The following is a 24,829-nucleotide window of genomic DNA, read 5'->3' on the forward strand; positions in this document are numbered from 1 at the left end:
AGCCCGCGTAAACCTGTTATTTTTCAATGATACCGATAGAAAAATTTTATGTCTGAGCGCAAAGTTGACCTCGGCTGGATGCGCATCTTCGTTGAAACGGTGCGCTGCGGCAGTTTTTCGGCGGCGGCAACCTCGCTCGGCCTCACTCAACCGGCGGTGAGCTATCAGATAAGGCGCATCGAGGAGCAAACCGGCCAGCCTCTGCTTCATCGTCGCAGCCGTGGCGTGGAGCTTACCACGCAGGGCAGACGGCTCTTCGAAATTGCACGAAACGCGGTGGACGAAACCGACGCTCTGATGCGCGAGTTTCAATCGTCGAGCCGCGCACCCGTGCTCAGATTGCGCACGGACTACGCGTTTTCGACGCTTTGGCTAATGCCGCGCATCTCGGCATTTCGTGTGGTCAATCCGGGCATCGACATCCAGATCGTCGCGTCGCAGCGTTTCGATCCCGCTGAAATGGAGCCGAGCGACATCGCAATCGCATTCGGTGCGCGAGAGGATTTCGAGCCCGGCGCCGCGTTGCTTTTGCCCGAAACAGTGTTTCCCGTCTGCACACCAGACTACCTCGACCGCAATCCGGAACTTAAAACCGGCGACCTCGCCAAAGCGCGGCTGATCCATCTGGACGCGGCAAAGCCAAGCCCGTGGTTTGACTGGAGCGACTATTTCGAGCGCTCCGCCATTCCCGCACGCGCAGGGCAGGGCGGTCTGCGGTTCAATACCTATAATCTCGTGATTCAAGCCGCCGTCGAGCATCAGGGCGCTGCGCTTGGCTGGGTCGGTTTGACTGACAGTCTCGTGCGGGCGGGTGTGCTTGTTTCGGTCGGCGCACCGCTCAGCGCGCCAGAGCGCGGCTATTTCCTTGTGCCGCCGAGGGTGACGGCGCGTGATAGCGAACGGCTCATGTCATGGCTGGCTCGCGAAACGGCGACGCCGGAGATTGCCAGCTGAAAGCAAGCTGAACGCGGCACTTTCCACAGCATAACACTACATGCGTTGACAAAAAGCAGTGGCGCAGGTCAACTCGTTTACAGTATTCCCCAACAGGTTGATGGTTTGTGTCGCGTGATCTTATAGATCAACTGCAGGAAAATGGGCGCGTTGCTGTCGAGACGGCTTCTGTTGTCACGAAGTTGCTTTCTGCGTCTCTGCTAAATCAGGCGCATCGTGAGCGCTTTCGTGTTGCAGTCATGCTTCGGCATGGTGAAATTGTGGACCTGAAGGACCGTGTTGCCGCCACAAGCGCCGATCCCGACCTAAGCCGGGTTGTGTCTCTTCTTGAAGCACTGTGGAATCAGATCGCCGATCAGGTCAGCGAACATCAGGCCGGTTTGCCGAGCGTCGATGCCTCGCGCGCCAGCGCTTCGATTTCGCCCCAGCGCCCTTCATTGACCATGTTGTCCGGCGCAACCCACGAGCCGCCAACACAAGCCACATTGGGCAAGCGCAGATAGTCCATCGCGTTTTTCGCGGAAACGCCGCCGGTTGGGCAGAAAATCACGTCCGCAATCGGCGACGCCAGCGCCTTCAGGAATGATGCGCCGCCAGCCTGTTCCGCCGGGAAAAATTTGAGAAAGTCGAGGCCAGCATCGCGCGCGGCCATGATCTCGCCGGGGGTGATCGCGCCGGGAAGCAGCGGCACTTCGCTGCCTGCCGATTCCGCCAGCAGGGCAGGGGTTATGCCGGGGCTGACGATGAACTTTGCACCCGCCTTTTCCGCTTCCTCAAACTGCTTCGGGTTCAGTATCGTGCCAGCGCCCACAATCGCTTCCGGCACTTCCGCCGCCGCGCGCCGGATCGCTTCAAGCGCGTGACCGGTCCGCAGCGTTATCTCGATTGCAGGAAGGCCGCCGCGCGCCAGCGCTCGCGCCAGCGGCACGGCATGTGCTACGTCCGAAATCTTCAGCACAGGGATCACAGGCTGCCCATCCAGCAACGCCAGCAGCGCTTTTGTCTTCTTGTTCACAGGCCGAGCCCCCTTGATTGCCATCAGCTTTTCAATCGATTTAATTTACCTAGCAGAGCCGATCTTGCCTGTCCATCTGCGGCTACATTCGACCATAAACATTCGACATCCACATGAACGGATCGGCAAACGAAAAGCGTGATTTGCGTTCCAACTTAGGCGTTGCTGAAAGCTTGGCAAGGGTTGCCGCGCCAACAATGCCATCAGCCACCAGCCCGGCCTTTTTCTGGAACGCGCGCACCGCCGCATCTGTCGCGAAGCCGAATTGCCCATCCGCATTCATTGAATATCCGGCGGCGGTCAGCGCTTGCTGCAGCCGCACAACTTCGTCGCCGCTTACCCCGCGCTTGAGTGGGGCCGAAATCGTCAAAGTCGCGTCCTTTCCATAGCGCCGATAGGCCGCTGCCATGCGTTCATGATAATTGTTCCGCTCGTACGCCGGCCCATTATAGCGCAGCGCGAAGCGCTCCCACTGGTGGTTGTTCAGCAGGTCGCGCATTCCGCTTTTTTCAATAAAGCGCAGCATCAGCCGAACCTGTCCGCTCGCGCCGGCGCGCGCATCCTCCACCAGCGCTTCGATTGATTTGTAGCCGAGCCAGTGAAAATGGTCGCCCATCACCTGCCCAAGCCCCCACGAGGTCGAGCGCCACGCCGCCTCGCGGTCGATCATCGCGGCGCGGTTCAGCAGCTTCCAGCGCCCTTCCTGTGTGCGCGGGTTCGGAACGTCGCCCGCCGATGGTGAAGCCAGCCCCGCACGCACCGCAACCGCGCGTTTTTCCTCCGCCAGCAGGCGGTGAAAATAATGTCCCTCGAAGCGGATCAGCGGTTCGTTGCGGCCACGCACCTTGGCGAAAACCTGTCCTCCGCTTTCCACCTCCGCGACCGTGAGCAGCGCTGCGGGTTCCACGCCGGCGGCTCGTGCGGTTGCAATGATTTCGTTCTTTACTTGATCGGAAAACATGCTTGCCTCATCGTTTATACTGACTGTCTTTTGAGGCAAGTTTCAGAAGGGGTGGACAGATTTTGTCGCGCCCCCGCCACTTGCGATGTGGGCGATGAGGCGATAGGCCAGCGCGCATGAAATCGGATGCGAATACGATAAAGGTCGCCGCGCTGTACCACTTCACGCGGCTCAAAGACCCGGCTGCGTTGCGCCAGCCGCTGGCCGCTTTTTGTTGCGTGCGCGGCATCAAGGGTACGCTGCTTTTGGCGAATGAAGGCATCAACGGAACCGTTGCCGGCTTGCCTGCCGCCATCGATGAATTGATGGCGCATCTTGCGGCCATGCCGGAATTTGCTTCGCTGGAGGCAAAGTTCAGCCATGCGGTTGAAATGCCGTTCCATCGCATGAAGGTTCGTTTGAAAAAAGAAATCGTCACGATGGGCGTGCCCGATCTCGATCCGGCAGACACTGGCACTTATGTCGCGCCTTCCGATTGGAACGAACTGATTTCCGATCCGGAAACGATCATCGTGGACACCCGCAATGATTATGAGTTCGCGCTCGGCACGTTCCGCAACGCCATCGATCCGAACACTACCAGCTTTACTGAATTTCCGGAGTGGGTGAACCGCCATCACAATGAGCTGGCGGGGCGCAAGGTGGCGATGTTCTGCACCGGTGGCATCCGCTGCGAGAAGGCCACGGCCTATCTCAAATCGGTCGGTCTGTCCGACGTCTACCACCTGCGCGGTGGCATTCTGAAATATCTCGAAGACGTTCCTGCGTCTGAAAGCCTTTGGGACGGCGAATGTTTTGTTTTTGATGAGCGCGTCTCGGTAAAACACGGTCTGGAAATCGGTGAAGCCGAACTTTGCCGTGCTTGCCGTCATCCGCTCACCCCGGAAGAGCGAAAGTCGCAGCACTATGTAATCGGCGTTTCCTGCCCGCATTGCGTATCAGAACGCAGTGATGCGGATCGCGCGCGCTATGCCGAACGCCAGAAGCAGGTTGAACTCGCCGAGCAACGCGGCGAGCGAAAGCATATCGGCTCCTGAGCGGTAAAAATCCCGACAACTCATTGCAATAGAGCGAGGCTATTCCTAGGTTCGATCCTGAATTCAAACCCGATGCGGAGGTTGGTTTATGTTCGATCCGAAGAAGTTGCTTGATGAATTGCTTGGCTCGAACATTCCGGGCACCACCGGAACGGTGCGCGATCAGGCGGGCAAGGCCGTGCAGATGGCCAAGGACAATCCGCTCGCTGCGGGTGCTTTGGCTGCAGTTTTGCTCGGCACCGGGGCAGGACGTCAGGTAACGGGCAGTGCGGTCAAGCTTGGCGGTCTGGCCGCAATTGGCGGCCTCGCTTACAAGGCCTACCAGAACTACAAGGCGGGACAGCAGCCATCGGTCGAGCCAGTCGCGAAGGAGCCGGAGCTTCTTCCGCCGCCATCGGAAACGCCTTTCCATCCTTCCCAGGCGCCGCAAGGCGAGTCCGAATTTGCGCTCACGCTTATCCGTGCCATGATTTCTGCGGCGAAGGCTGATGGGCACATCGATGCCGAGGAACGCCAGAAAATTCTTGGCCGTATCGGTCTTGCCGGGCTGGATAATGATGCCAGCGCGTTTCTGGACAAGGAACTCGCCAGCCCGCTCAATCTCGATGATCTTGTCTCGCAGGCAAAAACCGAAGCGCAGCGCGTCGAACTCTATACCGCTTCACGCCTCGCCATTAACGCGGATACGCGTGCCGAGCGTGGCTATCTCGACCTTCTTGCGGGTCGCCTGAACTTGCCCGACAGCCTGATCGATCATATCGAGGCAACCATTCAGGGCGCTACGGTTCCGGTCGCGGCAAATGCTGCCGATGCACTCAAATCGCCGTGGTAAGGTGATCTTATGGCGAAGGTAGCCGTCGTTACGGGGGCCGGGTCTGGCATTGGCAAGGCCGTTGCGACGGCCCTGATTCAAGCCGGTTGGAACACCGTCTTTATCGGGCGCAATCGCGAAAAGCTTGATGCGGCGATTGCGCAGGCTTCAAAGAATGCCGAGGCGTTGGCCATTGCCTGCGATGTCAGCCAGCCGGATCAGGTGGACGCCGCATTCGCACAAATCGTCCAGCATTTCGGTCGTGTTGATCTGCTGTTCAACAATGCGGGCATGGGCACCAAGCCCATGCTCATCGATGAAATTCCGGTTGAGCTTTGGCACGAAGTCGTCGGCGTAAACCTCACCGGCGCGTTTTTGTGCGCTCGCGCGGCGTTCAGCGCCATGCGCAAGCAGCGGCCGCAGGGTGGCCGCATCATCAATAACGGCTCGATTTCGGCCTACGCACCGCGTCCCGGCTCGGTGCCTTACACGGCCACCAAGCACGCAATCACCGGTCTTACAAAAACCCTCGCGCTGGACGGGCGGCCATTCAGCATCGCGTGTGGACAGATCGACATCGGCAATGCGCTCACGGAGATGGCGAAAGCCATGCCGCTCGGCGTTCCGCAGGCCAACGGCACCATAGCGCCCGAACCTGTCATGGATGTGCAGCGCGTCGCGGAGGGCGTCGTCTACATGGCCGGCATGCCGCTGGACAGCAACGTGCTGTTCCAGACGATCATGGCCACCAACATGCCGTTTGTCGGTCGCGGGTAGGGCGCCAGAACTCGACGCTTTCATCCCCTCCCTTGAGGGGGGGTATATAGCCTCCGAGCCTTACCGCGCCAAATACTCAGCAATGCGCTCAATCGCGCGCAGAATGTTCTCTTCGGAGTTCGCGTAAGACAGCCGGATATAACCCTCGCCGAGGACGCCGAAATCCGGCCCGCCGATCAGCGCCACGCCCGCATCGTCCAGCAAGGCCGATGCAAGCGGCTTAGCCTTCCGGCCCGTACCCTTGATATTCGGAAACGCATAAAACGCACCCTTGGGCGTGATGCAGGAAACGCCGGGCAGACTGTTCAGCCCCTCCACCACAATCTTGCGGCGATTGTCGAATGCCCGCATCATTTTCGCGACGTCATCCTGCGGACCGTCAATCGCCGCGATACCCGCATATTGCGAAGGCGCGTTCACGCATGACCAGCAATTCACCGCCAGCTTGCGCACCTTGTCATAAAGGTTTCCGCCCTTGTCGCCGTTCGGCCAGATCGACCAGCCCATGCGCCAGCCGGTCATCGCCCAAGTCTTCGACCAGCCATTCAGCACGATCAGCCGGTCGCGCACTTCGGGAAACTGCAGCAAAGACGTGTGCTGCTCGCCGTCATAGGTCATGACGTCGTAAATCTCGTCGGAGAGGATCGCGACGTCCGGGTGCTTTTCCAACCCCTTCACCAGCTTTTCGATCTCCGCGCGCGGCGTCACACCGCCGGTCGGGTTGGCTGGCGAGTTGAGGATCAGCAGCCGTGTCTGCGGCGTGATCAACGCCAGCGTTTCTTCCGCCGAAAACGCAAAGCCGTTTTCCTCGCGGATCGGTACGGGTATGGGCCGCGCGCCGGTAAACTCGATCATGGATCGATAAATCGGAAAGCCCGGATCGGGATAAAGAATATCCACGCCGGGCTCACCAAACATGACGATGGCCGCATACATTGTCGGCTTGCCACCGGGCAGGATCATTACATTCTCCGGCGAGACTTCCACGCCCGTCGTCGTCAGCGTACGCCGTGCCACGGCCTCGCGCGTCGCGAGCAGTCCGGTGGCGGGGGTGTAGCCATGATGCCCGTCGCGCAGCGCCTTGATTGCAGCCTCAACGATGTGCTGTGGCGTGCGGAAATCGGGCTGGCCGATTCCCAGATTAATGATGTCCTTGCCCGCTTGGGCGAGCGCGGTTGCGCGGGCTAGCACGGCGAAAGCGTTTTCTTCGCCCAATCGGTCGAAAGCCGGTACGGTTTGGATCATTCTATTGGTCCAGGCTGGAGCTTCTTCGAATTGTATGGTTTTGAAAGGGTCCGGCTCTGCTGTCAAACCTCTATGGAGCATGCGTGACCGAAGATCTGAAAAACTGGACGCCCCGCTCGCGTCCTGAACGCAAGGTGTTGGAAGGCCAATATGTGCGGCTGGAGCCGCTTTCTGCGGCCAGGCATGGCGATGGCCTGTATGAAGCCGCCACCGTTGGCAATGCCGATGAACGCTTCCTCTGGCTTGGCGAGTATACGCCGGAGAGCCGAGCCGCATTCCAGCCGTGGCTGGAAAAGGTGGAGGCGAGCGAAGACCCGCTCTATTTCGTGGTCATTGACAAGCCAACCGGCAAGGTTGTGGGACGCCAGACCCTCATGCGCATCGATGCGCCGAACGGCGTCATCGAGATCGGCAATATCCACTGGGGACCGCTGATGCAGCGCAGGCCCGCCGCCACAGAGGCGCAGTATCTGTTCATGCGCTATATTTTCGACGAACTCGGCTATCGCCGCTGGGAGTGGAAATGCAACAATCGCAACGAGCCCTCCAAAAGTGCGGCGCTCCGTTTCGGTTTCAAGTCTGAAGGCCTGTTCCGTCAGCACATGATCATCAAGGGCGAAAACCGCGACACGGCATGGTTCTCGATCATAGACAAGGAATGGCCTGCGCTCAAAAAAGCGTATGACGGCTGGCTCCACCCCTCCAATTTTGATAGCGGTGGTATTCAGAAGCGGCGGCTGGAAGAGTTCCGCAAGGATTTCGGCGCGTAGCGGTTCGGAGTAGGCAGATGGCGCATTCCCATGAACATGACCACGGCTCGCATGCCGGTCACAGCCATGATCTTGGGAATGCCGACAAAAATCGGGTTCTGATTGCCGCGCTGTTAACGGGCGGCTTCATGATTGCCGAGGCGATTGGCGGCTTGCTCACCGGTTCGCTCGCGCTGCTGGCAGATGCCGGCCACATGTTGACGGACGGCGTCGCTCTCGCCTTTGCATGGTACGCTTTTCACCTTGCGGGCCGCGCTGCCACCAGCCGCATGACCTATGGCTTCCATCGCGTCAAAACCTTGGTCGCTTTCGTGAACGGCCTTGCCGTGCTCGCCATCGGTCTGTGGATTACTTACGAAGCGTGGGAGCGTTTCAATACGCCGGCGCCAGTGCTTGGCGGGCCGATGCTCGTCATCGCGATGCTCGGCCTCGGCGTCAACATCGCGGCGTTTTATGCCTTGCATGGCGGGGACCGCGACAGCCTGAACATGCGCGGCGCGATCCTGCATGTGCTGGGCGATATGCTCGGCTCGGTCGCGGCAATGATTGCTGCTGCGGTGATTATCTTCACGGGCTGGACGCCGATTGACCCGATCCTGTCCGTGATCGTTTCGCTGCTGATGTTCCGCAGCGCGTGGTTCCTGGTCCACGAGTCGGGCACGCTGCTGCTGGAAGGTTCGCCAGCGGCGCTGGACCGCGATAAAATTGCGGCTGATCTGGTCGCGCATGTGTCGAGTGTGCGCGAGGTCCATCATGTCCACATATGGTCGCTGGATGGTGCGCGCAATGTCGCGACCTTGCACGCTTGCCTCGAGCGCAGTGCAGAGCCTTTCGCAGCCATCAAAGCTGTCAAAGCTCGGCTGGCGACGGCGCATGGCATCACTCACGCGACTGTCGAGCCCGAAATCGAAGAATGCGCGGATTACGGCAAGGCGCATGGTTGCCACGATGGCGAGCACAGTCATGAAGACGATCACAAGCACGCGCATGCGGGCCACACGCACAATGGCTCGCGCCATTTGCATTAGAAGAGAGCTGACCGGAAATGGATAAGGAAACGCGCAGCGCTGCAATTGCCGCTGCCTGCATCATGTTTGGGTTCGGCCTAACGGCTTATTTTATGCCGAACATCATGTTGGCTGTTGGCTCAGTTTCGACTGCCGCCGCTGGTGTTATCGCAGTGGCTTTCGTCTGCGCCTTTTTCCTCATCTTCTGGCTCCGTGGCAAAAGCCGCGGCGGATGAAGGATAATCTTTAAGCGCTGAGGCTTGCTGTAAGCAGCAACAATCCCAGAAGCATGACAAACGCCGCGCCGCCGATTTCAATCGCCGCGTGAACGGTATTGCCGACGCGTCCGTCGCCTGCTGCTGAAACGGCCCAATTCTTGGCAGTCACGGCAAGAATCGCCAGCATCGAAACGGTGATCGCGGTCCCCATCGACATTGCCAGCACGGACAAAATTCCGCCCAGCCAAAGCTCGTTGAGAAACGCAAATGAGAGCACGATGATCGCGCCGGTGCATGGCCGCAGGCCCACTGCCGCCACTGCGGCCCATGCGGTGCGCCAGTCGAACCGCTCGCCGGAAATCATGGCGGGGTCCGGCGCGTGCGAGTGGCCGCAACTTTCGCACACAAAGCCTGAACTGACCGGATGCACACAAGCCGCCGAATGGACATGATTTTGCGCAGATGAAAGGCTCACCGCCGGCCTGCCGCCGAACATCCCTTTCACCCTCGGCGCGGCCTTCTTCCAAAGCAGCCACGCACCGAACAGCGTTATCATGGCGTAGCTGGCAATCTCCAGCGACCATGTCGCGTCGGTCATGGAAAAGGACGTCTCGCGCAGGATCAGAAACACCAGTCCCATCATTACCAGCGCCGTCGCGCCTTGCAGAAAAGCAGACACGAACGACAGCAGAATGCCGCGCCTCAGGGCGACCTCATTGGCCAGCATGTATGACGAAATCACCGCCTTGCCATGACCCGGACCGGCTGCGTGGAAAACGCCATAGGCAAATGAGAGCCCCACGAGCAGCCACATCTTTCCGCCATCGTCGCGCATGGCCTTCAGCGCGCCCGTCAGCGAGCGATAGAATTGCTGCTGATAGGTGTTGATCCACTGCATCCACCCGGCAAACAGGCCGGTTGAGGGCGTAATCGCGTCGTTTGTGCCGATGCCCAGTGAACTCTGCGCATGCGCAATGCCGCAAAACGCAAGCGTCAGCAGCACCACCTGTGTGGCTACGATCAACCTTGGGCGGGACATGTAAGCTCCAGCCGCGTGGCGAATATCTTGCTCATGTCGGTGCCAGCCGGATCGCTCATAAAGGCATCCGTCAAGGTTTTCTGGTTTTGAGCGATGATCTGGTCGGGGTCGGGCCGCACAACCTTGCGCGTGCAATCAGCGGGCAGCGCTGCCACCGCCATCTGGTCGTCTTCGGTGAAATCGATTGCCGTGTAGAAGGTCGAGTCATACACGCCGAAATCGATTGTTCCCGATAGCTTCAGCGGATCTTTCGGCTTGGTCTCGAACATGATGATGAGCTGATTATTGTCGAAGATTGCCGCAAACTCGTCGGGCTTTTGCATGGCAACGTCTTTGCCATTGGCGGTCACAAGCTGGAAATAATTATAGTCGCCGAGCGATTTGTAGACCGTATCGCGCACGGCTGCGAGTTCGGTGTCGTCCAGCTTGTTGTCGCCGTTCTTGTCGAACTCCACCAGCACGGTGCTGGAAAACACGTCGTCGAAGCGCCACAGATGCCGCAGCGATTGCACGGAGCGGCCGTCAGGAGCCAGCATCACGTCCAGCCGCGCTTCGGCAAAGACATGCGGGTGCGCCGCGGCGGAAGCCGTGCCCAGCGCCAGAGCGCCAAATGCGCAGATCAGCCGAATCGATTTCATGCAGCCTGTGGCGTCCCGGTGAAGCGACTGTTACCTATCAGAAAATCGGCGAAAGTGGGACGCGCAACGTTCACGATTTCTCGCGCTGCTTGAACCATTTGGCGATGAAGTCCACGAACACCCTGATTTTGGCCGGCAGATAGCGCCGGTGTGGGTAGACCGCATAGATGCCGCCGCCTTCCAGCAAATAATCGTCCAGCATGCGGAACAGTCGCCCGGCGGCGATATCTTCCGTCACGATAAAATCGGGAATGATTGCAAAGCCCAGCCCCGCCAAAGCGGCGGCGCGCACGGCCATCGGGCTGTTGACTTCGATGGGGCCGGAAACCGGCACCGTAAATATTTCACCCAGTTCGTTGCGGAACTGCCAGCTTGAAAGCCAGCGCGAGTTCGAGTCCACGATACAGGGCAGCTTTGCGAGGTCTTGAGGTTGCTCCGGCTTGCCTCGTTTGGCAATCAGGGCAGGGGATGCGCACAGGCGCATCCCGAAAGGCGCAAGTCTTTTCGCAATCAACGACGAACTTTCAAGTCGCGATATGCGGATCGCGACGTCGTAGCCTTCCTCGACCAGATCCACGAAGCGGTCGTCCAGATTAATGTCGAGCACGATGTCCGGGTGCGCGAGCGCAAAATCGATCAGGCACTGCCCCATCGCGGCATCCGCAAAGGTTCGTGGCGCTGAAATTTTTATGCGGCCACGCACGTCGCCGGACGTGTCGCGAACCGAATCGGCCAGCGTGTCGATTTCACGCAATATCTCCGATGCGCGCCGATAATAGGTGTGTCCGGCTTCGGTCAGCGAAAATTGCCGAGTCGTGCGGTTCAGCAGCAGTGCGCCGAGGTCGTCCTCCAGTTCCTTGACATATTTTGACAGCAGCGCCTTGGAGCGGCCAATCTTGCGCGAAGCGGCAGAAAACCCTTCTGCTTCAACAACATCGATGAATGCGCGCATTCGGGTCAGCGTGTCCATTGTTCACTCCGGTGAAACATAAGACGCAGAATTGTTCAGTATCGGAAAAAATTCAATGTGGCTGTCGATTTTTTAATTGATTGTGACGGGCACGTTCCTTATATGCGCGCTTGCCCAAAGTCGCACGTGCCTGTGGGCGTCCCCCGACCCTCGAATGGTGAGGTGATCGGGACGGTACCCGGGAGCTAACAAGCCCGGTCGGTTCAGCGGCCAACCGCCGATCCGAGGACGTCTTGAAGCAACGACGGTGCGGGCCTTTCTGGTGTCTGCCGGTTGTCCATAAACCGGGGTTACTGAAGAGGCACACCTTCATTGCCGGCAGTGCGGAACGGGTCTCCCAATCCAAGCCAAGGCAGACAAAGCGAGCGCAGGCCGCAAGGCCCTAGCAAGCCGACGCGCGTGACGCGTATTCATGGCACTGGCCTTTCCACCGGCTGGCGTCATGGGTGCAACTCTCGCCCCTTTGTCCACCGCGGATGAACGCCCAACAGGGCGGTCCGCACCTTGCATTCGTGCGCGGAAATCCGCGTGACGGGAGAGATAAAATGGCCGCTACCCAGCGCATCCTCGACTTCCTCGCCACCCGACGTCCGGACGGGCCTTGCCTCATCGTAGACCTTGAGGTCGTTCGCGAGAATTATAAGGCGTTTGAAAAGGCGCTGCCGGACAGCCGCATTTTCTATGCGGTCAAGGCAAACCCTGCGCCGGAAATCCTGCGCCTGCTCGCTTCGCTCGGCTCCTGCTTCGACACCGCTTCTGTAGCGGAAGTCGAAATGGCGCTGGACGCGGGTGCCGCGCCGCATCGCATTTCCTATGGCAACACCATCAAGAAGGAGCGCGATATTGCGCGCGCCTACGAGCTGGGCATTCGATTGTTCGCGGTGGATTGCGTCGAAGAGGTGGAGAAGATTGCTCGCGTTGCACCGCAGGCGCGCGTGTTCTGTCGCGTGCTGACCGATGGCGAAGGTGCCGAATGGCCGCTGTCGCGCAAGTTCGGCTGCGTTCCTGCCATGGCGGTGGAGGTGCTGCGTCATGCGCGCAAGCTCGGCCTCGATGCTTACGGCGTGTCCTTCCATGTCGGTTCGCAGCAGTGCGATCTGTCTGCATGGGACCGCGCTCTGGGCGATGCGAAGAAGGTTTTCGCGACGCTGGCCGAAGAGGGCATCACGCTCAAGATGGTCAATATGGGCGGTGGCTTCCCAACCCGTTACCTGAAGGACGTGCCTGTTGCGCGTGCCTATGGTGAGTCGATTTTCGAAGCACTGCGCAAGCATTTCGGCAATGCGATCCCGGAAACCATCATTGAGCCGGGCCGTGGCATGGTTGGCAATGCGGGCGTCATCAAGTCTGAAGTCGTGCTGATTTCCAAGAAGGCTGACAACGACAATGTGCGTTGGGTCTATCTGGATATCGGCAAGTTCGGCGGTCTTGCCGAAACGATGGATGAGGCGATCCGCTACCCGATCCTGACGCCGCGTGATGGCGATGAGAAGGCGCCTTGCGTGCTGGCAGGCCCGACCTGTGACTCCGCGGACGTGCTGTATGAAAAGACGCCGTATCCGCTGCCGCTTTCGCTGACCATCGGCGACGAGGTGCTGATCGAGGGTACGGGTGCCTACACCACCACCTATTCTGCGGTTGCCTTCAACGGTTTCGAGCCGCTCCGATCCTACGTGATCTGACAATCTACGGATTGTCAGATCCATGCGCCGCCGGGGTTTCTCCGGCGACGCATTCGCTTGTGGAACAAACTCTGCGGGTGAGGGATTCTCAAAATGACGATGCAGGCTGAACTTAAAACCATTACCACTTCCATCGGCGTCGAGCGTGACGACGAAATCCATGCGCGTGAAGCGTTGCTCGACCGCGCCATGGGGACGAACCGCAAGCGCAAATCATCCGAAAAGCTGCGGCGTGGCCGCAAGCCCTCGGAAGGTCTAGCCTTTTCCGCGCGCGATCATGACGGCACTCTGCTCGGCACGGTTCGCCTGTGGGATGTCGATGCTGGCGGCGTGCGCGCGCTTCTGCTTGGACCGCTCGCGGTCGATCCGGGATTGAAGAGCGGCGGCATCGGTTCGGCGCTCATGCGTCACGCAATCGCAGAGGCTGCGCGCCTTGGCCATCGGATAATTCTGCTGGTTGGCGATGCGCCTTATTACGCGCGCTTTGGCTTCTCGGCGGACAAGACCGGCATGCTCGCAATGCCCGGTCCTTATGAGCGCCATCGCCTTCTTGCGCTTGAACTCAGCGAGGGCGCACTCGACGGCGCAAACGGCATTATCGCGCCTGCGGGCCGCCGCCTCAAGCAGCGCCGGCTTCGTGCTGCCGCCTGATAGTTTGGCGGAGGGCCGGGGACGATTTTGCCCGCTGCGCAAGGGCGCGGTGTTTGTCGTGAATGCGTTTCCGGGGTGGCGGCGCATTCCAGATGCGACAAGAAAGGTGAATCGTCCCCGGTGGTTACCGGGGATTGCTGCAAATCTGATTCCGCGTCTTGAAGTTCAGCGCGAACCGGCAGTCGCAATCAGGCTTCCGTAAAAATCCGTCATGCGCTTGAGGTTGTCGAGTGTCATGTGCTCGTTGATGCCATGGATCATCGACGTTTCCGAAAGGCTCAGTTCGATGGGCTGGAAACGGTAGACATCGGTTGCAACCGGCGTGAGCTGATAGCTGTCGGTCGCGGCCAATACGAGCCCCGGCGCAACTGGAATCGCGTTTTTCTGCGAGGCCAGCGCCGCCACGATCTTCCACGGCTCGGAGGTGGTGGAAGATATGGGAGAGGGGTCTTGCGCCTCTTTTCCGAGCTTGATCGTAACGGGTAGATCGCCAATTCCGGTCTGAGCGCGCTCGATCACATTGGCCGTCGTTTCACCGGGAATGATCCGGTAGTTGATGATCGCGCTGGCGGTGTTCGGCAGCACATTTTCCTTCGGGCTGGCGCGCAGCATGGTTGGCGCCATAGTCGTATGCAGCAGCGCGGCACCTGCCGGTGTGGCCGCCACCTGGTCGATCAACAGCGGCTTGAAAAGCCACTCATTCGCAATTGCCATGCGTGTCAGGAACGGCGCGTAAGGCGCGATCACGCGCAGTGTTTCTGCGCCCGGTCCTTTAATATCCATCGGTCCCGGATTGTTGGTCACAGCCAATATCGCCTGCGCCAGCGTTGCCACCGCCGTATCGTCCGGCGGCATTGAAGAATGCCCGCCCGGCCCACTCGCGGTCAGTTGCAGCGTTGCATATCCCTTCTCGGCAATGCCGACCAGCGCCACCCTGTCCTTCAGTAGCGGGAAGTCGGTGATCGTCACCAGCCCCTCGTCCAACACGAACTCGGCCTTTATGCCCTTGTCGCGAAACCAGGCTGCGGCAGCTGTTGCGCCCTTATGCGGGCCTTCCTCGTCATGGCCGTTGACGATGATCAGCGTGCGCTTCGGCTTGAAGCCGGATTTCAGCAGCGCCTCGACGCTTTCGAGGATGGCGATCATCGAGCCCTTATCGTCAACCGAGCCGCGTCCCCACACTGCGCCATCCGCAATCAAACCGTCAAAGGGCGGATGCTTCCATTGGCTCTCGGTCGAGTCCACCACCGGCACGACATCCTGATGCGCCATCAGCACGAACGGCTCCAGCGATTTGTCGCTGCCGTCGAGTGTAAAAATCAGCGTGTAGCCTGCCACCTTTTCGAGACGCAAATTGGCGTGCACCAGCGTATATGTGCGGGCGAGCCATTCATGCATCGCGTCCCATTGCGACAGGTCCTCCGCACCGTCGTCCTGTTCGGTGATCGTCCGAAAGCGGATTGCCTCGGAAAGATGCGTCGCGGCTTGCTCGATATCCACGGCCGGGGCGGGAGCCAGATTGATCTCGGTATGGTCAGCAGCAGGCGATTGATAAGTCAGCGTGCGAACCACAAGGAATGCCGCAAAGGCAAGCAACAGGCTCAGCAAGACCGCCGCGATTCTGACAATCAACTTCATCCTGCTCCCCCACGTGCCGCCGTCAGTTTGGTTCGGCTCGCCCAAAACTACAACACCGGCGCTTGGGCCGGTGTCGCATATTCATCCGATTGTGATCGCTCTTAGAGTATCTGGCTCAATGCCATTGCGACCGACATGTCGCCTTCGATTTTGAGCTTGCCCTGCATGAACGCCATCGTGGGGTTCAACTCGCCGGCTACCAGCGACTCAAGATCGTCCAGCGAAAGCTTGATGGTGCAATCGGCAGGTGCGTCGGTGGTGGAAATGGTTGCGCCGTCGATCACGATAACGCCGTCTGAACCGGTGTCGAACTTCACGGAACGGTCGAAACCCGACTCTTCCACACGCGGTTTTATCTGGTCGGCGATTGTCTGAATGCTCATGTCTGACTCCAGTAAATTGGTTGGGGCAAAGCCCGTTTGGCGGCAATCTAGGTAGTGTTGACTTTTACGTCAACGTTATAAGCTTCGCCCGGCTGTTATGCCGCGTGTCTCACCCCTAATCCCGCTGCCGCGACCTTCTCCCTCAAGGGGAGAAGGGGGCGATAGCAACGCCGATTTCAATCGAAAGCGTTGCAAACGAGCAAATGCATATCCGTTATCCCCGTTCTCCCGTTGAGAAGGTGCCGCAGGCGGATGAGGGGTAATGAATCCCTTACCGCTTCTTTTTCGGCCCCACGGCAAAGGGATTTTCCGCGAGGATATTCGCGTCCACTTTTTCGATGTCGCGCAGGCCGCAGAAGGCCATTGTAATGTCCAGTTCGTTGCGGATGCAGCGCAGTGCTTCGCTCACGCCAAACTCACCCATCGCGCCCAGCCCATAAAGAAACGCGCGCCCGATATAGACCGCCCGCGCACCGAGCGCGCGCGCCTTGATAACGTCCTGACCGGATCGAACACCGCCGTCCATATGCACTTCGATCTTGTTGCCCACCTCGCGCACGATCGGGGGCAGGGCGGCGATTGACGAGATTGCGCCATCCAGCTGGCGGCCGCCATGATTGGAAACGATCAGCGCATCTGCACCGCTCTTCGCGGCAAGTGCGGCATCTTCCGGGTCCAGAATGCCCTTGATGATGAGCTTGCCGCCCCACCGATCCTTGATGCGTTTCACAGCATCCCAATCCAGCGCCGGGTCGAATTGCTCCGCTGTCCACTTGCCGAGCGAGCGCAAATTGTCCGCACCTTTTGCGTGCCCGACAATATTTCGGAAGGTGCGCCGCTTGGTTTGGGCCATGTGATACACCCAGCGTGGCTTGGTCGCGAGGTTGATCATGTTGGCGATGGTCGGCGCGGGCGGCGTGGTCAGCCCGTTCTTGATGTCCTTGTGGCGCTGTCCGAGAATTTGCAGGTCGAGCGTCAGCACCAGTGCGGTGCAGCCAGCGGCCTTGGCGCGGTCAATCAGGCCGTTGGAAAACTCTTGGTCGCGCATCACGTAGAGCTGGAACCAGAAGGGCGCGTCCGTATTTTCCGCAACGTCTTCGATCGAGCAGATGCTCATGGTCGAAAGCGTAAACGGCACGCCAGCCTTCGCAGCGGCGCGCGCGGCAAGAATCTCGCCGTCTGCATGCTGCATTCCCGTCAAACCGGTAGGTGCGAGCGCGACTGGCATCGACACCGGAATGCCGATCATGGTGCTTGCCAGCGAGCGATTGCGCATATCCACGGCAACGCGCTGGCGCAGCTTTATCTTCTGAAAATCTTCCTCATTCGCCCGATAGGTGCTTTCCGTCCAAGAACCGGAATCCGCATAATCGTAAAACATCCTGGGCACGCGCCTGCGGGCGAGTGCTTGTAGGTCGGCAACAGAGGTAATGGGGCGAGGCATAGTGAGATCCGTCAGCAGAACTGTGCTGACGGTGTAGCGCATTTTGCCCCGCCGTCACGATATTTTTTGAGCGATATTCAAATATGGACAAACTTTTTACAGGCTATTGGCACCCTTTGCTGGTTCTTCCCAGCCAAGCTTGTCCAGCGCCTTGCGAACGTCGCGCAACGCACCGTCCCAGCCGTCGTCGTCCACCATTGGGCTTTCGGATGCAGCACGTTGCAAGGCCCGCGCTTCGGATTCGATTTCCAGCAAAGCTTCGATCTTTTCATCCGTGGCGAGCGATTTGTCGTCAAGGATATGCTGTACCTTCATTTCATTGAGCCGTGTCATGTTGAGCCTCCGCTCATAATGGCAATGAAGAACGCTTCGAGCGCGATGGTGTTCCACAATCTTTTGCTCATGTATAAGCAGTTTATTATATAATTTGAAAATCGCGGATGTATCTTTCTGCTATCCAGAAGTGTTTGCCGCGAGGAGGCGGTAGAGGGAGGACAAATTGCTGGAAAAACTGTTCAAGCTTTCGGAGCATGGAACTTCCGTGCGCACAGAAGTGCTCGCGGGCATCACGACATTCCTCACAATGTCGTACATCATCTTCGTCAATCCGGAGATTCTTTCGTCCACTGGCATGGACCGCAACGCCATTTTCGTGGCGACCTGTCTCGCCGCCGCGCTGGGCTCCGCTGTTATGGCGCTGATGGCCAATTGGCCCATCGGCATGGCGCCGGGCATGGGCCTCAACGCATTCTTCGCGTTCACCGTTGTAGCCGCGTTGGGCTTCACATGGCAGCAGGCGCTTGGTGCCGTGTTCATCTCCGGCGTCATCTTCTTCATTCTCACCGTCACCGGCATTCGAAGCTGGCTCGTGGCAGGCATCCCGCATTCCTTGCGAAGTGCCATCGCCGCCGGTATCGGGCTTTTCCTTGCCATCATCGCGCTGAAAAGCTCCGGCATCGTGGTCGATAATCCTGCCACGCTGATTGGCCTTGGCAGCCTGCACAATGCGGGAACGCTGCTCGCGATCTTCGGCTTTTTCGTCATCGCCGCGCTGGATGCAATGAAGGTGCGCGGAGCGATCCTGATCGGCATTCTCGTGGTCACGCTTCTGTCGATGGCCTTGGGCATCAGCCAGTTTCAGGGTGTCGTTTCCATGCCGCCAAGCATTGCGCCGACCTTCCTGCAGCTCGACATTGCCGGCATTCTCCATGCGGGCATCATCCAGGTCATTCTGGTGTTCGTGCTGGTTGAAGTGTTCGACGCCACCGGCACGCTGATCGGCGTTGCCAAGCGCGCGAAGCTTATTGAGGAAGGCAAGCCGAACAATCTTGGGCGAGCGCTGTTCGCCGACTCCACCGCGATTGTCGCGGGCTCGCTTCTTGGCACCTCCAGCACCACGGCATATGTCGAAAGCGCGTCGGGTGTGCAGGCTGGTGGGCGCACGGGCCTCACCGCGCTCACCATTTCGCTGCTGTTCCTGGCTGCGCTGTTCGTCTCGCCGCTGGCGGCAGCCGTTCCCGCCTATGCCACCGCTCCGGCGCTGCTTTACGTGGCGGGCTTGATGATGCGCGAACTGGTCGACATCGATTGGGAAGACGTGACCGAAGCAACGCCCGCCGCGCTTACCGCACTGGCTATGCCTTTCACCTATTCCATCGCGAACGGCCTTGCTTTCGGTTTCATCAGCTATGTTGTCATCAAGGCTGCAACTGGCCGCATCGGCCAGATCCACCTTGCAACATTGCTCGTGGCGGTTTTGTTCGTCATCCGCTTCGCCTTCTTCGCGGAGTAGGCACGTCCTTCTCCCCGTTTACCGGGGTGAAGAGTGGTTTGCGAAGCAAACGAAAAGCCCAGGAATGGGCTTTTCGAACGAGGAACGCCCGGAGCCATAGCCGAGGGCGGTGGCCCGAAGGGCCGGGTGAGGGGAAGCGCGAGCTTTCGGCGATCTACGCCAACGCTGGCGTTTGCCTTGGCCGGGATTTGCTCAGCATCCACAGCATTGCGGTAATATTCACCAGATTCCACGCAATGCCATTCAGGAATGCGACTGTGTAAGACCCGGTCTGCACATAAATCCAGCCGGTCATCCAGCCGCCAACGGACATGCCGATGATGGTCGACATCATAACCAGTCCGATGCGCCGACCTGCTTCTGCCGGCGGCATATACTCCCGCACGATAATTGCATAACACGGCACAATCCCGCCCTGGCTGAGCCCAAAAATCAGCGACACGATATAGAGCGACGCCAACCCGTCAAACGGAATATAGGCAAAAAGCGCCAGGCACTGCGCTACAGACCCGATCAGCAGCGTTCGAATCCCTCCGATGCGGTCTGCCACCACGCCCGAAACGAGGCGCGAAACCACGCCGCCCACCAGCATCAGCGACAGCATTTCCGAGCCGCGCGCGATACCGTAGCCAAGGTCCATGCAATAGGCCACGATGTGCACCTGTGGCATGGACATCGCCATGCAGCAGCCGAACCCCGCCACCACCAGCAGCGCTTGCAGTGCGCGCGGCGAAATAGCTGCGATCGATTGCGTCTGCTTTTGCGCGGCTGCGGTCATTGCGATGTTATGGTCGATCCTGCGTCTTAGCAGCATCAGCAGTGGAATCATTGTCACGGCGCAGAAAACGCCGATCGCCGCATAGGCTCCGCGCCAGCCATAGGCATCCATCAAATGCGGCATGATGATCGGCCAGATCGCGCCTGAGAGGTAATTCCCCGAAGCCGCGGCGGTCACAGCTACGCCGCGCCGCTTTCGGAACCAATGCGATATGTCGGCGATCAGCGGCCCGAACATTGCCGACGATCCGAGCCCGATCAGCGCACCATGCGCGAGCGAGAACTGCGATGACGTTGTAGAAAGCGATGCAAGGATCAGTCCGGCGCTCAGGGTCAGCGATGCCACCAGCGCCGGCAGAAAATAGCCCATTCGGTCAATCGCGCGCCCGACAATCACATTGCCTGCGGCGAAGCCGATCATCGTAGCGGTGAAGGGCAGGGAGGCTTGCGCGCGGTCGATGCCGAACTCGGCCTGCACTTCGGGCATGACGACCACGACGATCCACATACCCGCGCAACCAATTGTCGCCAACAGTATGGAGATGCCTAGCCGGTACCACGCATATTGTCCGTCAATGTCGGCGGCGGTTCCCTGCATGATGCACTCCTTTTCGGGCTGCACCATTGCTTTGTGCCAGCGCTGTTTGGCAGCGCCACTCGCCGCCTTTCAGTCGATCCAGATTTGGCATTGGAGTGACAGGAACCGCGCTATCATTCAGCAGGTGGTGATGGCGGACACAGCGGCCTTAAAACAACCCCTCGATATAACCCTGCTCGTTTAGGAATATGCGTTCGCTGGAGGGCGATTTCGGCAGGCCGGGCATAGTCATGATCTCACCGCAGATGGCGACCACGAAGCCCGCGCCTGCTGACAGCCGCACCTCGCGCACGGGCACGACATGGCCAGTCGGTGCGCCACGCAGGTTCGGGTCAGTCGAGAAGGAATATTGCGTCTTCGCCATGCAGACCGGCAAATTGCCGTAGCCTGCAGCTTCCCACGCTGTCAGTTGATCGCGCACCGCTTTGTCCGCAATCGCCTCGGAGCCGCGATAAATGCGCTTCACAACCGTGTTGATCTTTTCGAACAATCGCATGTCGTCGGGGTAAAGCGGGGAGAACTGCGAGGCCCCGCTTTCTGCAAGCTCGACCACTTTGCGCGCGAGGTCTTCAATGCCTGCCGAACCCTGTGCCCAATGCTTGCAAACAATCGCTTCGGCGCCGAGTGAGGCGACGTAATCTCTCATCGCCTGAATTTCGGCATCCGTGTCGGAAACGAAATGGTTGACGGCAACGACCGCCGGAACGCCGAACTGTTTCACATTTTCGATGTGCCGGCCGAGATTCGCACAACCCTTTTTCACGGCCTCGACATTCTCCGCGCCCAGGTCTTCCTTCTTGACCCCGCCGTTCATTTTCATGGCCCGAACGGTCGCGACAATCACCGCCGCTGCCGGCTTCAGCTCGGCCTTGCGACACTTGATGTCGAAAAACTTTTCCGCGCCCAGATCCGCGCCGAAGCCCGCTTCTGTCACCACATAGTCGCCCAGCTTCAACGCGGTGGTTGTCGCAACCACCGAGTTGCAGCCATGCGCGATATTGGCAAACGGTCCGCCATGCACAAAGGCCGGGTTGTTCTCCAGCGTCTGCACCAGGTTTGGCTGCATCGCGTCTTTTAGCAGAACCGCCATCGCGCCATCCGCTTTCAGGTCGCGCGCATAGATGGGCGACTTGTCGCGCCGATACGCAACGATGATATCGCCGAGGCGCTTTTGCAGGTCCTTGAGGTCACGCGAAAGACATAGGATCGCCATCACCTCGGAGGCCACCGTGATGTCGAAGCCAGCCTCGCGCGGATAGCCATTCGCCACCCCGCCGAGCGAGCAGATGATCTCGCGCAGTGCGCGATCGTTCATGTCCATCACGCGCCGCCACACCACGCGCCGCGTGTCGATGCCGAGTTCATTGCCCCAATAAATGTGATTGTCGATCAGCGCCGAGAGCAGATTATGCGCCGTGGTTATCGCGTGAAAATCGCCGGTAAAGTGGAGGTTCATATCCTCCATGGGTACGATCTGCGCGTAGCCGCCGCCTGCCGCGCCGCCCTTCACGCCGAAATTCGGCCCAAGCGAAGCCTCGCGAATGCAGATCACGGCCTTCTTGCCGATCCGGTTAAGCCCGTCGCCAAGGCCAACCGTCGTCGTGGTTTTGCCTTCGCCCGCAGGCGTTGGGTTGATCGCCGTCACGAGGATCAGCTTGCCATCCTTGCCGCCCTGTTTCGATGCGATGAACTCAGCTGAAACCTTCGCCTTGTCATGGCCGTAGGGCAGCAGATGCTCGCTTGGAATGCCGAGCTTCGCCCCGATTTCCTGAATCGGCTTCTTTTTCGCCGCGCGCGCAATCTCGATGTCGGATTTGTATTCGGCCATTCAATTCCTCCCGTGGGGCGCATTGCGCCTCCGATTTTTTATCCCGCATAGACGCAACAGCCCAATTTCGCGGGCTGTCGAAAAACAGTCGTGAATTGGCTGAATTGCGACCTCGCAACCTACCTGTCGAGAATGCCCCTTATCTCCACAAGTTGCGAACGTACGCGAAGCAGATTGAAGCCTAGTGTGGCAAGATGAGACGGGAATATGAAAGAAGATTCACTTCCATTCGAAATGATCCACGGCTGCATATCCAATGCGAAGCGCAATTGGCTTTCCATATTGTCCCAGATCTGACGAAGATTGCGATCATTAATGACCGCGTTGAAATCAACATGGGTTGCTTTCAACAGGCCATAGTAAGCGTAAAGTTGTCCGTACGCGAACCAGAAACGATCATCCGCCCGTGGATCGAGCCACCCGGCGTCGGAAGCCTGAATCTGTGCGCGGAGAATGTCAGATGTCGAACCAATATCGCCGGATATCCTATCGAGAAATACCATCAGGTTGTCGGCGCGCGCATCAAATGTCGCATTGCACTGACCGAGGCGGTCGTTGAATTCCTGCAAAGTTTTAAGCGCGGCGCGATAAGCGCCTGGCGTGGGGCGCGTAAGACCGTTGCTACCGACATACCAAACCGTCTCGCCCCAGTTCATGTTTTCACGTGCGCTCTGGAGGCCCTGATCGATCTGTGACGTTCCGCGCACGCGCCCCAGCGTGTCCACGAGTTCGATAGTCGTGCGGCGGATCGCTTGATTGATACCTGTTTGGAATGCTGCCTTATTGTCGAGAAAAGGAGTGTTTTTCCATGGAATGCCGAAAAATCCCAACTTCGAGGCCAGCATGGAAGGTATCCACGCATTCTGGTTCACGTTGAAGTCGATCAGATCGGTGGTGATGTCTACAATAGCGGATCGTTGGCAAGATTGTGCGTTGCCCTGCGCGGTCTGCTGCACCGCCGAGCCACCTTGCACCGCCGACAATGCAGCCGATGCGTCTGCGTTGGCGGCTGCGCCCGCAAGTGTCTTGCTTGAGTCTTCCTTGACGCGCGCGTTCGGGTAATCCGGATTGAAGTTCGTCCAGATCTGCGTCTGCCATATGAAATAGCCATAAAATGCCGCCAGCCCGACCAGAACCAGCGCGACAACGCCTTTGATCGCCCAGTTGCGCTGGGTGTACCAACCAGTCAACCACAGGAGCGGCCACAGCAGTATGCCGACCACGAAGCCAATTCCTCGCCCAATCAGGCCAAACACACGAACAAAGAAAGCAACAATCGGGTCGAGCATAAGGTCCCTTCCTTCAGTCCGTCAGACCATAGAGGTGTTCGCGAAACGCGGCCTTATCTTTCAGATATGAGTTTTTCAGGGTCACGACAACATTCTCGCGCCATTGCGGCGTGAATGAATCATAATCCTTGTAAAAACCCTGCTTGTTGAACACGTAGCGCGACACGAAATCGAAGCGAACGAAGTCCGAAATCAGCCGGTTTGTCAGCCAGGCGTCGGGGTGGTCCGGCTTCGCCCGTACGACAAGAAACCGCAGGGGCGGCGGTACATCCTCGAGCCGGATTTGCCCATATTGTGCGATTTCGCGCTTGGCGGCGTTCAGAAATGGAAACGTGCCTTCGCGATTGATTATGTCGGCATGAGATTGAATCCACGTCTGATACCACACCAGACTCGCCTCGGTCAGATCACGGTCGGGTTCAACCTCGCGGATAATTCCCCGGATCGCCATTTCTGCGCGATGTTCGAGATAGCCGGATTGCTCGATCCATGAAGCGCGCGGCAGTTCCAGCCGCCCGGTGCTTGCCAGAAAGCGAAAAACGCGGTCGGCGTCGGTGATGGATAGATAGCTCACCTGCCACGGGCGCGAACGCTTGAAGCCGGGCGAAGTCGGATCGCCGATAACGGTCGTCATATCCTTATCGATAAAGATATAGATGCCGCCGAAATGGCTCGTCCAAAACGCGTTGTGACGGAATATCACCTGATCGGGCACCAGCGCATTTTCGCGTATGTCGCCGGTCACCTTGGCGAGTTCCACCATGCGCTTCAGCATGTCGTCGTCGCGCCAGGCGTTCGGTTCGAGTTTCAGCCGGTCCACCAGCTTGCCGAGTTCTGCGGCTTTGCCCAGCACGTCCTCCGCCGAAAGAACTCGAAACTCCACCTGATTGATGGATAGCAAATCCTCGATGGATTCAACCTTCGCGACCGTGTCTTCAATCTCGCCGTAGATCACGTCCTTGATGGTCAGCGCGTCGATTGCCCGGCTGTTCTTGGACATGAATTCATAGACAAGCTGGCCGGTATTGGAAAAGGCCGTGTGCACCACCGGCAGGTCGATCTGGTCCGGCGTCAAAATGATGAAACGTCGATTGACCTCATTGGGGTCGAGATAGAGCTGATTGTCGAGCTCCTTGGCGATTTGTGGCGAAAAGCCGGTGCGGTCGATCTCGAATTTCTTCAGCTTGGTTGGTTTGAGGCCGAACGCTTTCAGCGCCTTGTTATAGCGCTCGATCAAATGCGGTTCGTCGACCGGCATCAGCCGCCCATAAATGAGTTCGTTCCGGCGCAGCAGGTCCATTTTAT

24 protein-coding genes are annotated in these 24,829 nt (G+C 58.9%); 10 read left to right on the plus strand and 14 right to left on the minus strand.

The features are described 5' to 3' along the window. Window positions 1-48: 48 nt before the first annotated feature. A complete protein-coding gene (locus DY251_RS10590) occupies window positions 49-954 on the plus strand; it encodes a choline sulfate utilization transcriptional regulator (protein WP_116623876.1) in 906 nt (301 codons plus the stop codon). A gap of 370 nt (window positions 955-1,324) precedes the next feature. Here DY251_RS10590 and DY251_RS10595 read toward each other — a convergent pair whose 3' ends face one another. Together DY251_RS10595 and DY251_RS10600 are read right to left on the minus strand one after the other, a co-directional pair. Then, window positions 1,325-1,969: a 2-dehydro-3-deoxy-phosphogluconate aldolase gene (locus tag DY251_RS10595; protein WP_116624046.1), complete on the minus strand. Its 645-nt coding sequence runs from the start codon at window positions 1,967-1,969 to the stop codon at window positions 1,325-1,327. Window positions 1,970-2,051: 82 nt separating this feature from the next. Beyond that, entirely contained in the window at window positions 2,052-2,930 is an 879-nt protein-coding gene (locus DY251_RS10600; RefSeq protein ID WP_116623877.1) for an N-acetylmuramidase domain-containing protein, read from the minus strand. A 116-nt stretch (window positions 2,931-3,046) separates the two neighbouring features. Between DY251_RS10600 and trhO the strand changes: the two genes are divergently transcribed. The 3 genes from trhO to DY251_RS10615 all read left to right on the plus strand — a co-directional run bounded on the left by trhO (window position 3,047) and on the right by DY251_RS10615 (window position 5,555). Then, window positions 3,047-3,967, plus strand: a complete 921-nt coding sequence (gene trhO, locus DY251_RS10605; RefSeq protein ID WP_116623878.1) for an oxygen-dependent tRNA uridine(34) hydroxylase TrhO — start codon at window positions 3,047-3,049, stop codon at window positions 3,965-3,967. Window positions 3,968-4,055: 88 nt separating this feature from the next. Then, window positions 4,056-4,799, plus strand: coding sequence for a tellurite resistance TerB family protein (locus DY251_RS10610; protein WP_116623879.1), 744 nt, complete (start codon window positions 4,056-4,058; stop codon window positions 4,797-4,799). 9 nt (window positions 4,800-4,808) lie between these two features. Continuing rightward, window positions 4,809-5,555, plus strand: coding sequence for an SDR family oxidoreductase (locus DY251_RS10615; protein ID WP_116623880.1), 747 nt, complete (start codon window positions 4,809-4,811; stop codon window positions 5,553-5,555). Between the two features lie 60 nt (window positions 5,556-5,615). Here DY251_RS10615 and DY251_RS10620 read toward each other — a convergent pair whose 3' ends face one another. Beyond that, window positions 5,616-6,800 carry a pyridoxal phosphate-dependent aminotransferase gene (locus tag DY251_RS10620; RefSeq protein WP_116623881.1) on the minus strand — a complete coding sequence of 395 codons (1,185 nt, stop codon included), beginning with the start codon at window positions 6,798-6,800 and terminating at the stop codon, window positions 5,616-5,618. Window positions 6,801-6,883: 83 nt separating this feature from the next. Here DY251_RS10620 and DY251_RS10625 point away from each other — a divergent pair, with 83 nt between their 5' ends. Genes DY251_RS10625 through DY251_RS10635 form a run of 3 tightly spaced genes read left to right on the plus strand, consistent with a single transcriptional unit; the run spans window position 6,884 to window position 8,813 of the window. Then, window positions 6,884-7,570 (plus strand): GNAT family N-acetyltransferase, encoded by a 687-nt coding sequence (locus DY251_RS10625; protein WP_116623882.1) that lies wholly within the window; start codon window positions 6,884-6,886, stop codon window positions 7,568-7,570. A gap of 17 nt (window positions 7,571-7,587) precedes the next feature. Further along, a complete protein-coding gene (locus DY251_RS10630; RefSeq protein ID WP_116623883.1) occupies window positions 7,588-8,598 on the plus strand; it encodes a cation diffusion facilitator family transporter in 1,011 nt (336 codons plus the stop codon). A 17-nt stretch (window positions 8,599-8,615) separates the two neighbouring features. Beyond that, complete coding sequence (locus DY251_RS10635; protein ID WP_116623884.1) at window positions 8,616-8,813, plus strand: hypothetical protein; 198 nt, start codon at window positions 8,616-8,618, stop codon at window positions 8,811-8,813. 10 nt (window positions 8,814-8,823) lie between these two features. Here DY251_RS10635 and DY251_RS10640 read toward each other — a convergent pair whose 3' ends face one another. The 3 genes from DY251_RS10640 to DY251_RS10650 form a co-directional block, all read right to left on the minus strand. Further along, entirely contained in the window at window positions 8,824-9,834 is a 1,011-nt protein-coding gene (locus tag DY251_RS10640; protein ID WP_116623885.1) for a nickel/cobalt transporter, read from the minus strand. Next, window positions 9,816-10,472: a DUF1007 family protein gene (locus DY251_RS10645; protein ID WP_116623886.1), complete on the minus strand. Its 657-nt coding sequence runs from the start codon at window positions 10,470-10,472 to the stop codon at window positions 9,816-9,818. The genes DY251_RS10640 and DY251_RS10645 overlap by 19 nt, the downstream gene beginning before the upstream one ends. A 70-nt stretch (window positions 10,473-10,542) precedes the next feature. After that, a complete protein-coding gene (locus tag DY251_RS10650; protein WP_116623887.1) occupies window positions 10,543-11,442 on the minus strand; it encodes a LysR family transcriptional regulator in 900 nt (299 codons plus the stop codon). Window positions 11,443-11,987: 545 nt separating this feature from the next. On the opposite strand from DY251_RS10650, the gene odc2 reads away from it, so the two are divergent. Then, on the plus strand, window positions 11,988-13,124 hold the full coding sequence (gene odc2 / locus DY251_RS10655) for an ornithine/lysine decarboxylase (RefSeq protein ID WP_116623888.1): 1,137 nt from the start codon (window positions 11,988-11,990) through the stop codon (window positions 13,122-13,124). Between the two features lie 99 nt (window positions 13,125-13,223). After that, window positions 13,224-13,775, plus strand: coding sequence for a GNAT family N-acetyltransferase (locus DY251_RS10660; RefSeq protein ID WP_425373295.1), 552 nt, complete (start codon window positions 13,224-13,226; stop codon window positions 13,773-13,775). A 165-nt stretch (window positions 13,776-13,940) separates the two neighbouring features. Here DY251_RS10660 and DY251_RS10665 read toward each other — a convergent pair whose 3' ends face one another. From DY251_RS10665 to DY251_RS10680, 4 genes are all read right to left on the minus strand, one after another. After that, the gene (locus DY251_RS10665; protein WP_116624047.1) at window positions 13,941-15,413 is read right to left on the minus strand and encodes a M20 family peptidase; all 1,473 of its coding nucleotides are present in this window, start codon (window positions 15,411-15,413) and stop codon (window positions 13,941-13,943) included. 101 nt (window positions 15,414-15,514) lie between these two features. Continuing rightward, on the minus strand, window positions 15,515-15,796 hold the full coding sequence (locus DY251_RS10670) for an SCP2 sterol-binding domain-containing protein (protein WP_116623890.1): 282 nt from the start codon (window positions 15,794-15,796) through the stop codon (window positions 15,515-15,517). Window positions 15,797-16,067: 271 nt separating this feature from the next. Beyond that, the gene (locus DY251_RS10675; protein WP_116624048.1) at window positions 16,068-17,240 is read right to left on the minus strand and encodes an alpha-hydroxy acid oxidase; all 1,173 of its coding nucleotides are present in this window, start codon (window positions 17,238-17,240) and stop codon (window positions 16,068-16,070) included. 96 nt (window positions 17,241-17,336) lie between these two features. Further along, window positions 17,337-17,573 (minus strand): hypothetical protein, encoded by a 237-nt coding sequence (locus DY251_RS10680; RefSeq protein WP_116623891.1) that lies wholly within the window; start codon window positions 17,571-17,573, stop codon window positions 17,337-17,339. Between the two features lie 166 nt (window positions 17,574-17,739). Here DY251_RS10680 and DY251_RS10685 point away from each other — a divergent pair, with 166 nt between their 5' ends. Continuing rightward, complete coding sequence (locus DY251_RS10685) at window positions 17,740-19,032, plus strand: NCS2 family permease (RefSeq protein WP_116623892.1); 1,293 nt, start codon at window positions 17,740-17,742, stop codon at window positions 19,030-19,032. A gap of 154 nt (window positions 19,033-19,186) precedes the next feature. Here the strand turns inward: DY251_RS10685 and DY251_RS10690 are convergent, their stop codons facing one another. The 4 genes from DY251_RS10690 to DY251_RS10705 all read right to left on the minus strand — a co-directional run bounded on the left by DY251_RS10690 (window position 19,187) and on the right by DY251_RS10705 (window position 24,824). Beyond that, the gene (locus tag DY251_RS10690) at window positions 19,187-20,407 is read right to left on the minus strand and encodes an MFS transporter (RefSeq protein WP_116624049.1); all 1,221 of its coding nucleotides are present in this window, start codon (window positions 20,405-20,407) and stop codon (window positions 19,187-19,189) included. A gap of 148 nt (window positions 20,408-20,555) precedes the next feature. Continuing rightward, complete coding sequence (locus DY251_RS10695) at window positions 20,556-22,235, minus strand: formate--tetrahydrofolate ligase (protein WP_116623893.1); 1,680 nt, start codon at window positions 22,233-22,235, stop codon at window positions 20,556-20,558. Window positions 22,236-22,354: 119 nt separating this feature from the next. Beyond that, the gene (locus DY251_RS10700) at window positions 22,355-23,524 is read right to left on the minus strand and encodes a DUF2333 family protein (protein WP_116623894.1); all 1,170 of its coding nucleotides are present in this window, start codon (window positions 23,522-23,524) and stop codon (window positions 22,355-22,357) included. Between the two features lie 13 nt (window positions 23,525-23,537). Continuing rightward, window positions 23,538-24,824, minus strand: a complete 1,287-nt coding sequence (locus DY251_RS10705; RefSeq protein ID WP_116623895.1) for a DUF6638 family protein — start codon at window positions 24,822-24,824, stop codon at window positions 23,538-23,540. Window positions 24,825-24,829: the final 5 nt, after the last annotated feature.

The organism is Mesorhizobium denitrificans (assembly GCF_003403035.1).
In the GTDB taxonomy this organism is placed as follows: Bacteria; Pseudomonadota; Alphaproteobacteria; order Rhizobiales; family Rhizobiaceae; genus Mesorhizobium_G; species Mesorhizobium_G denitrificans.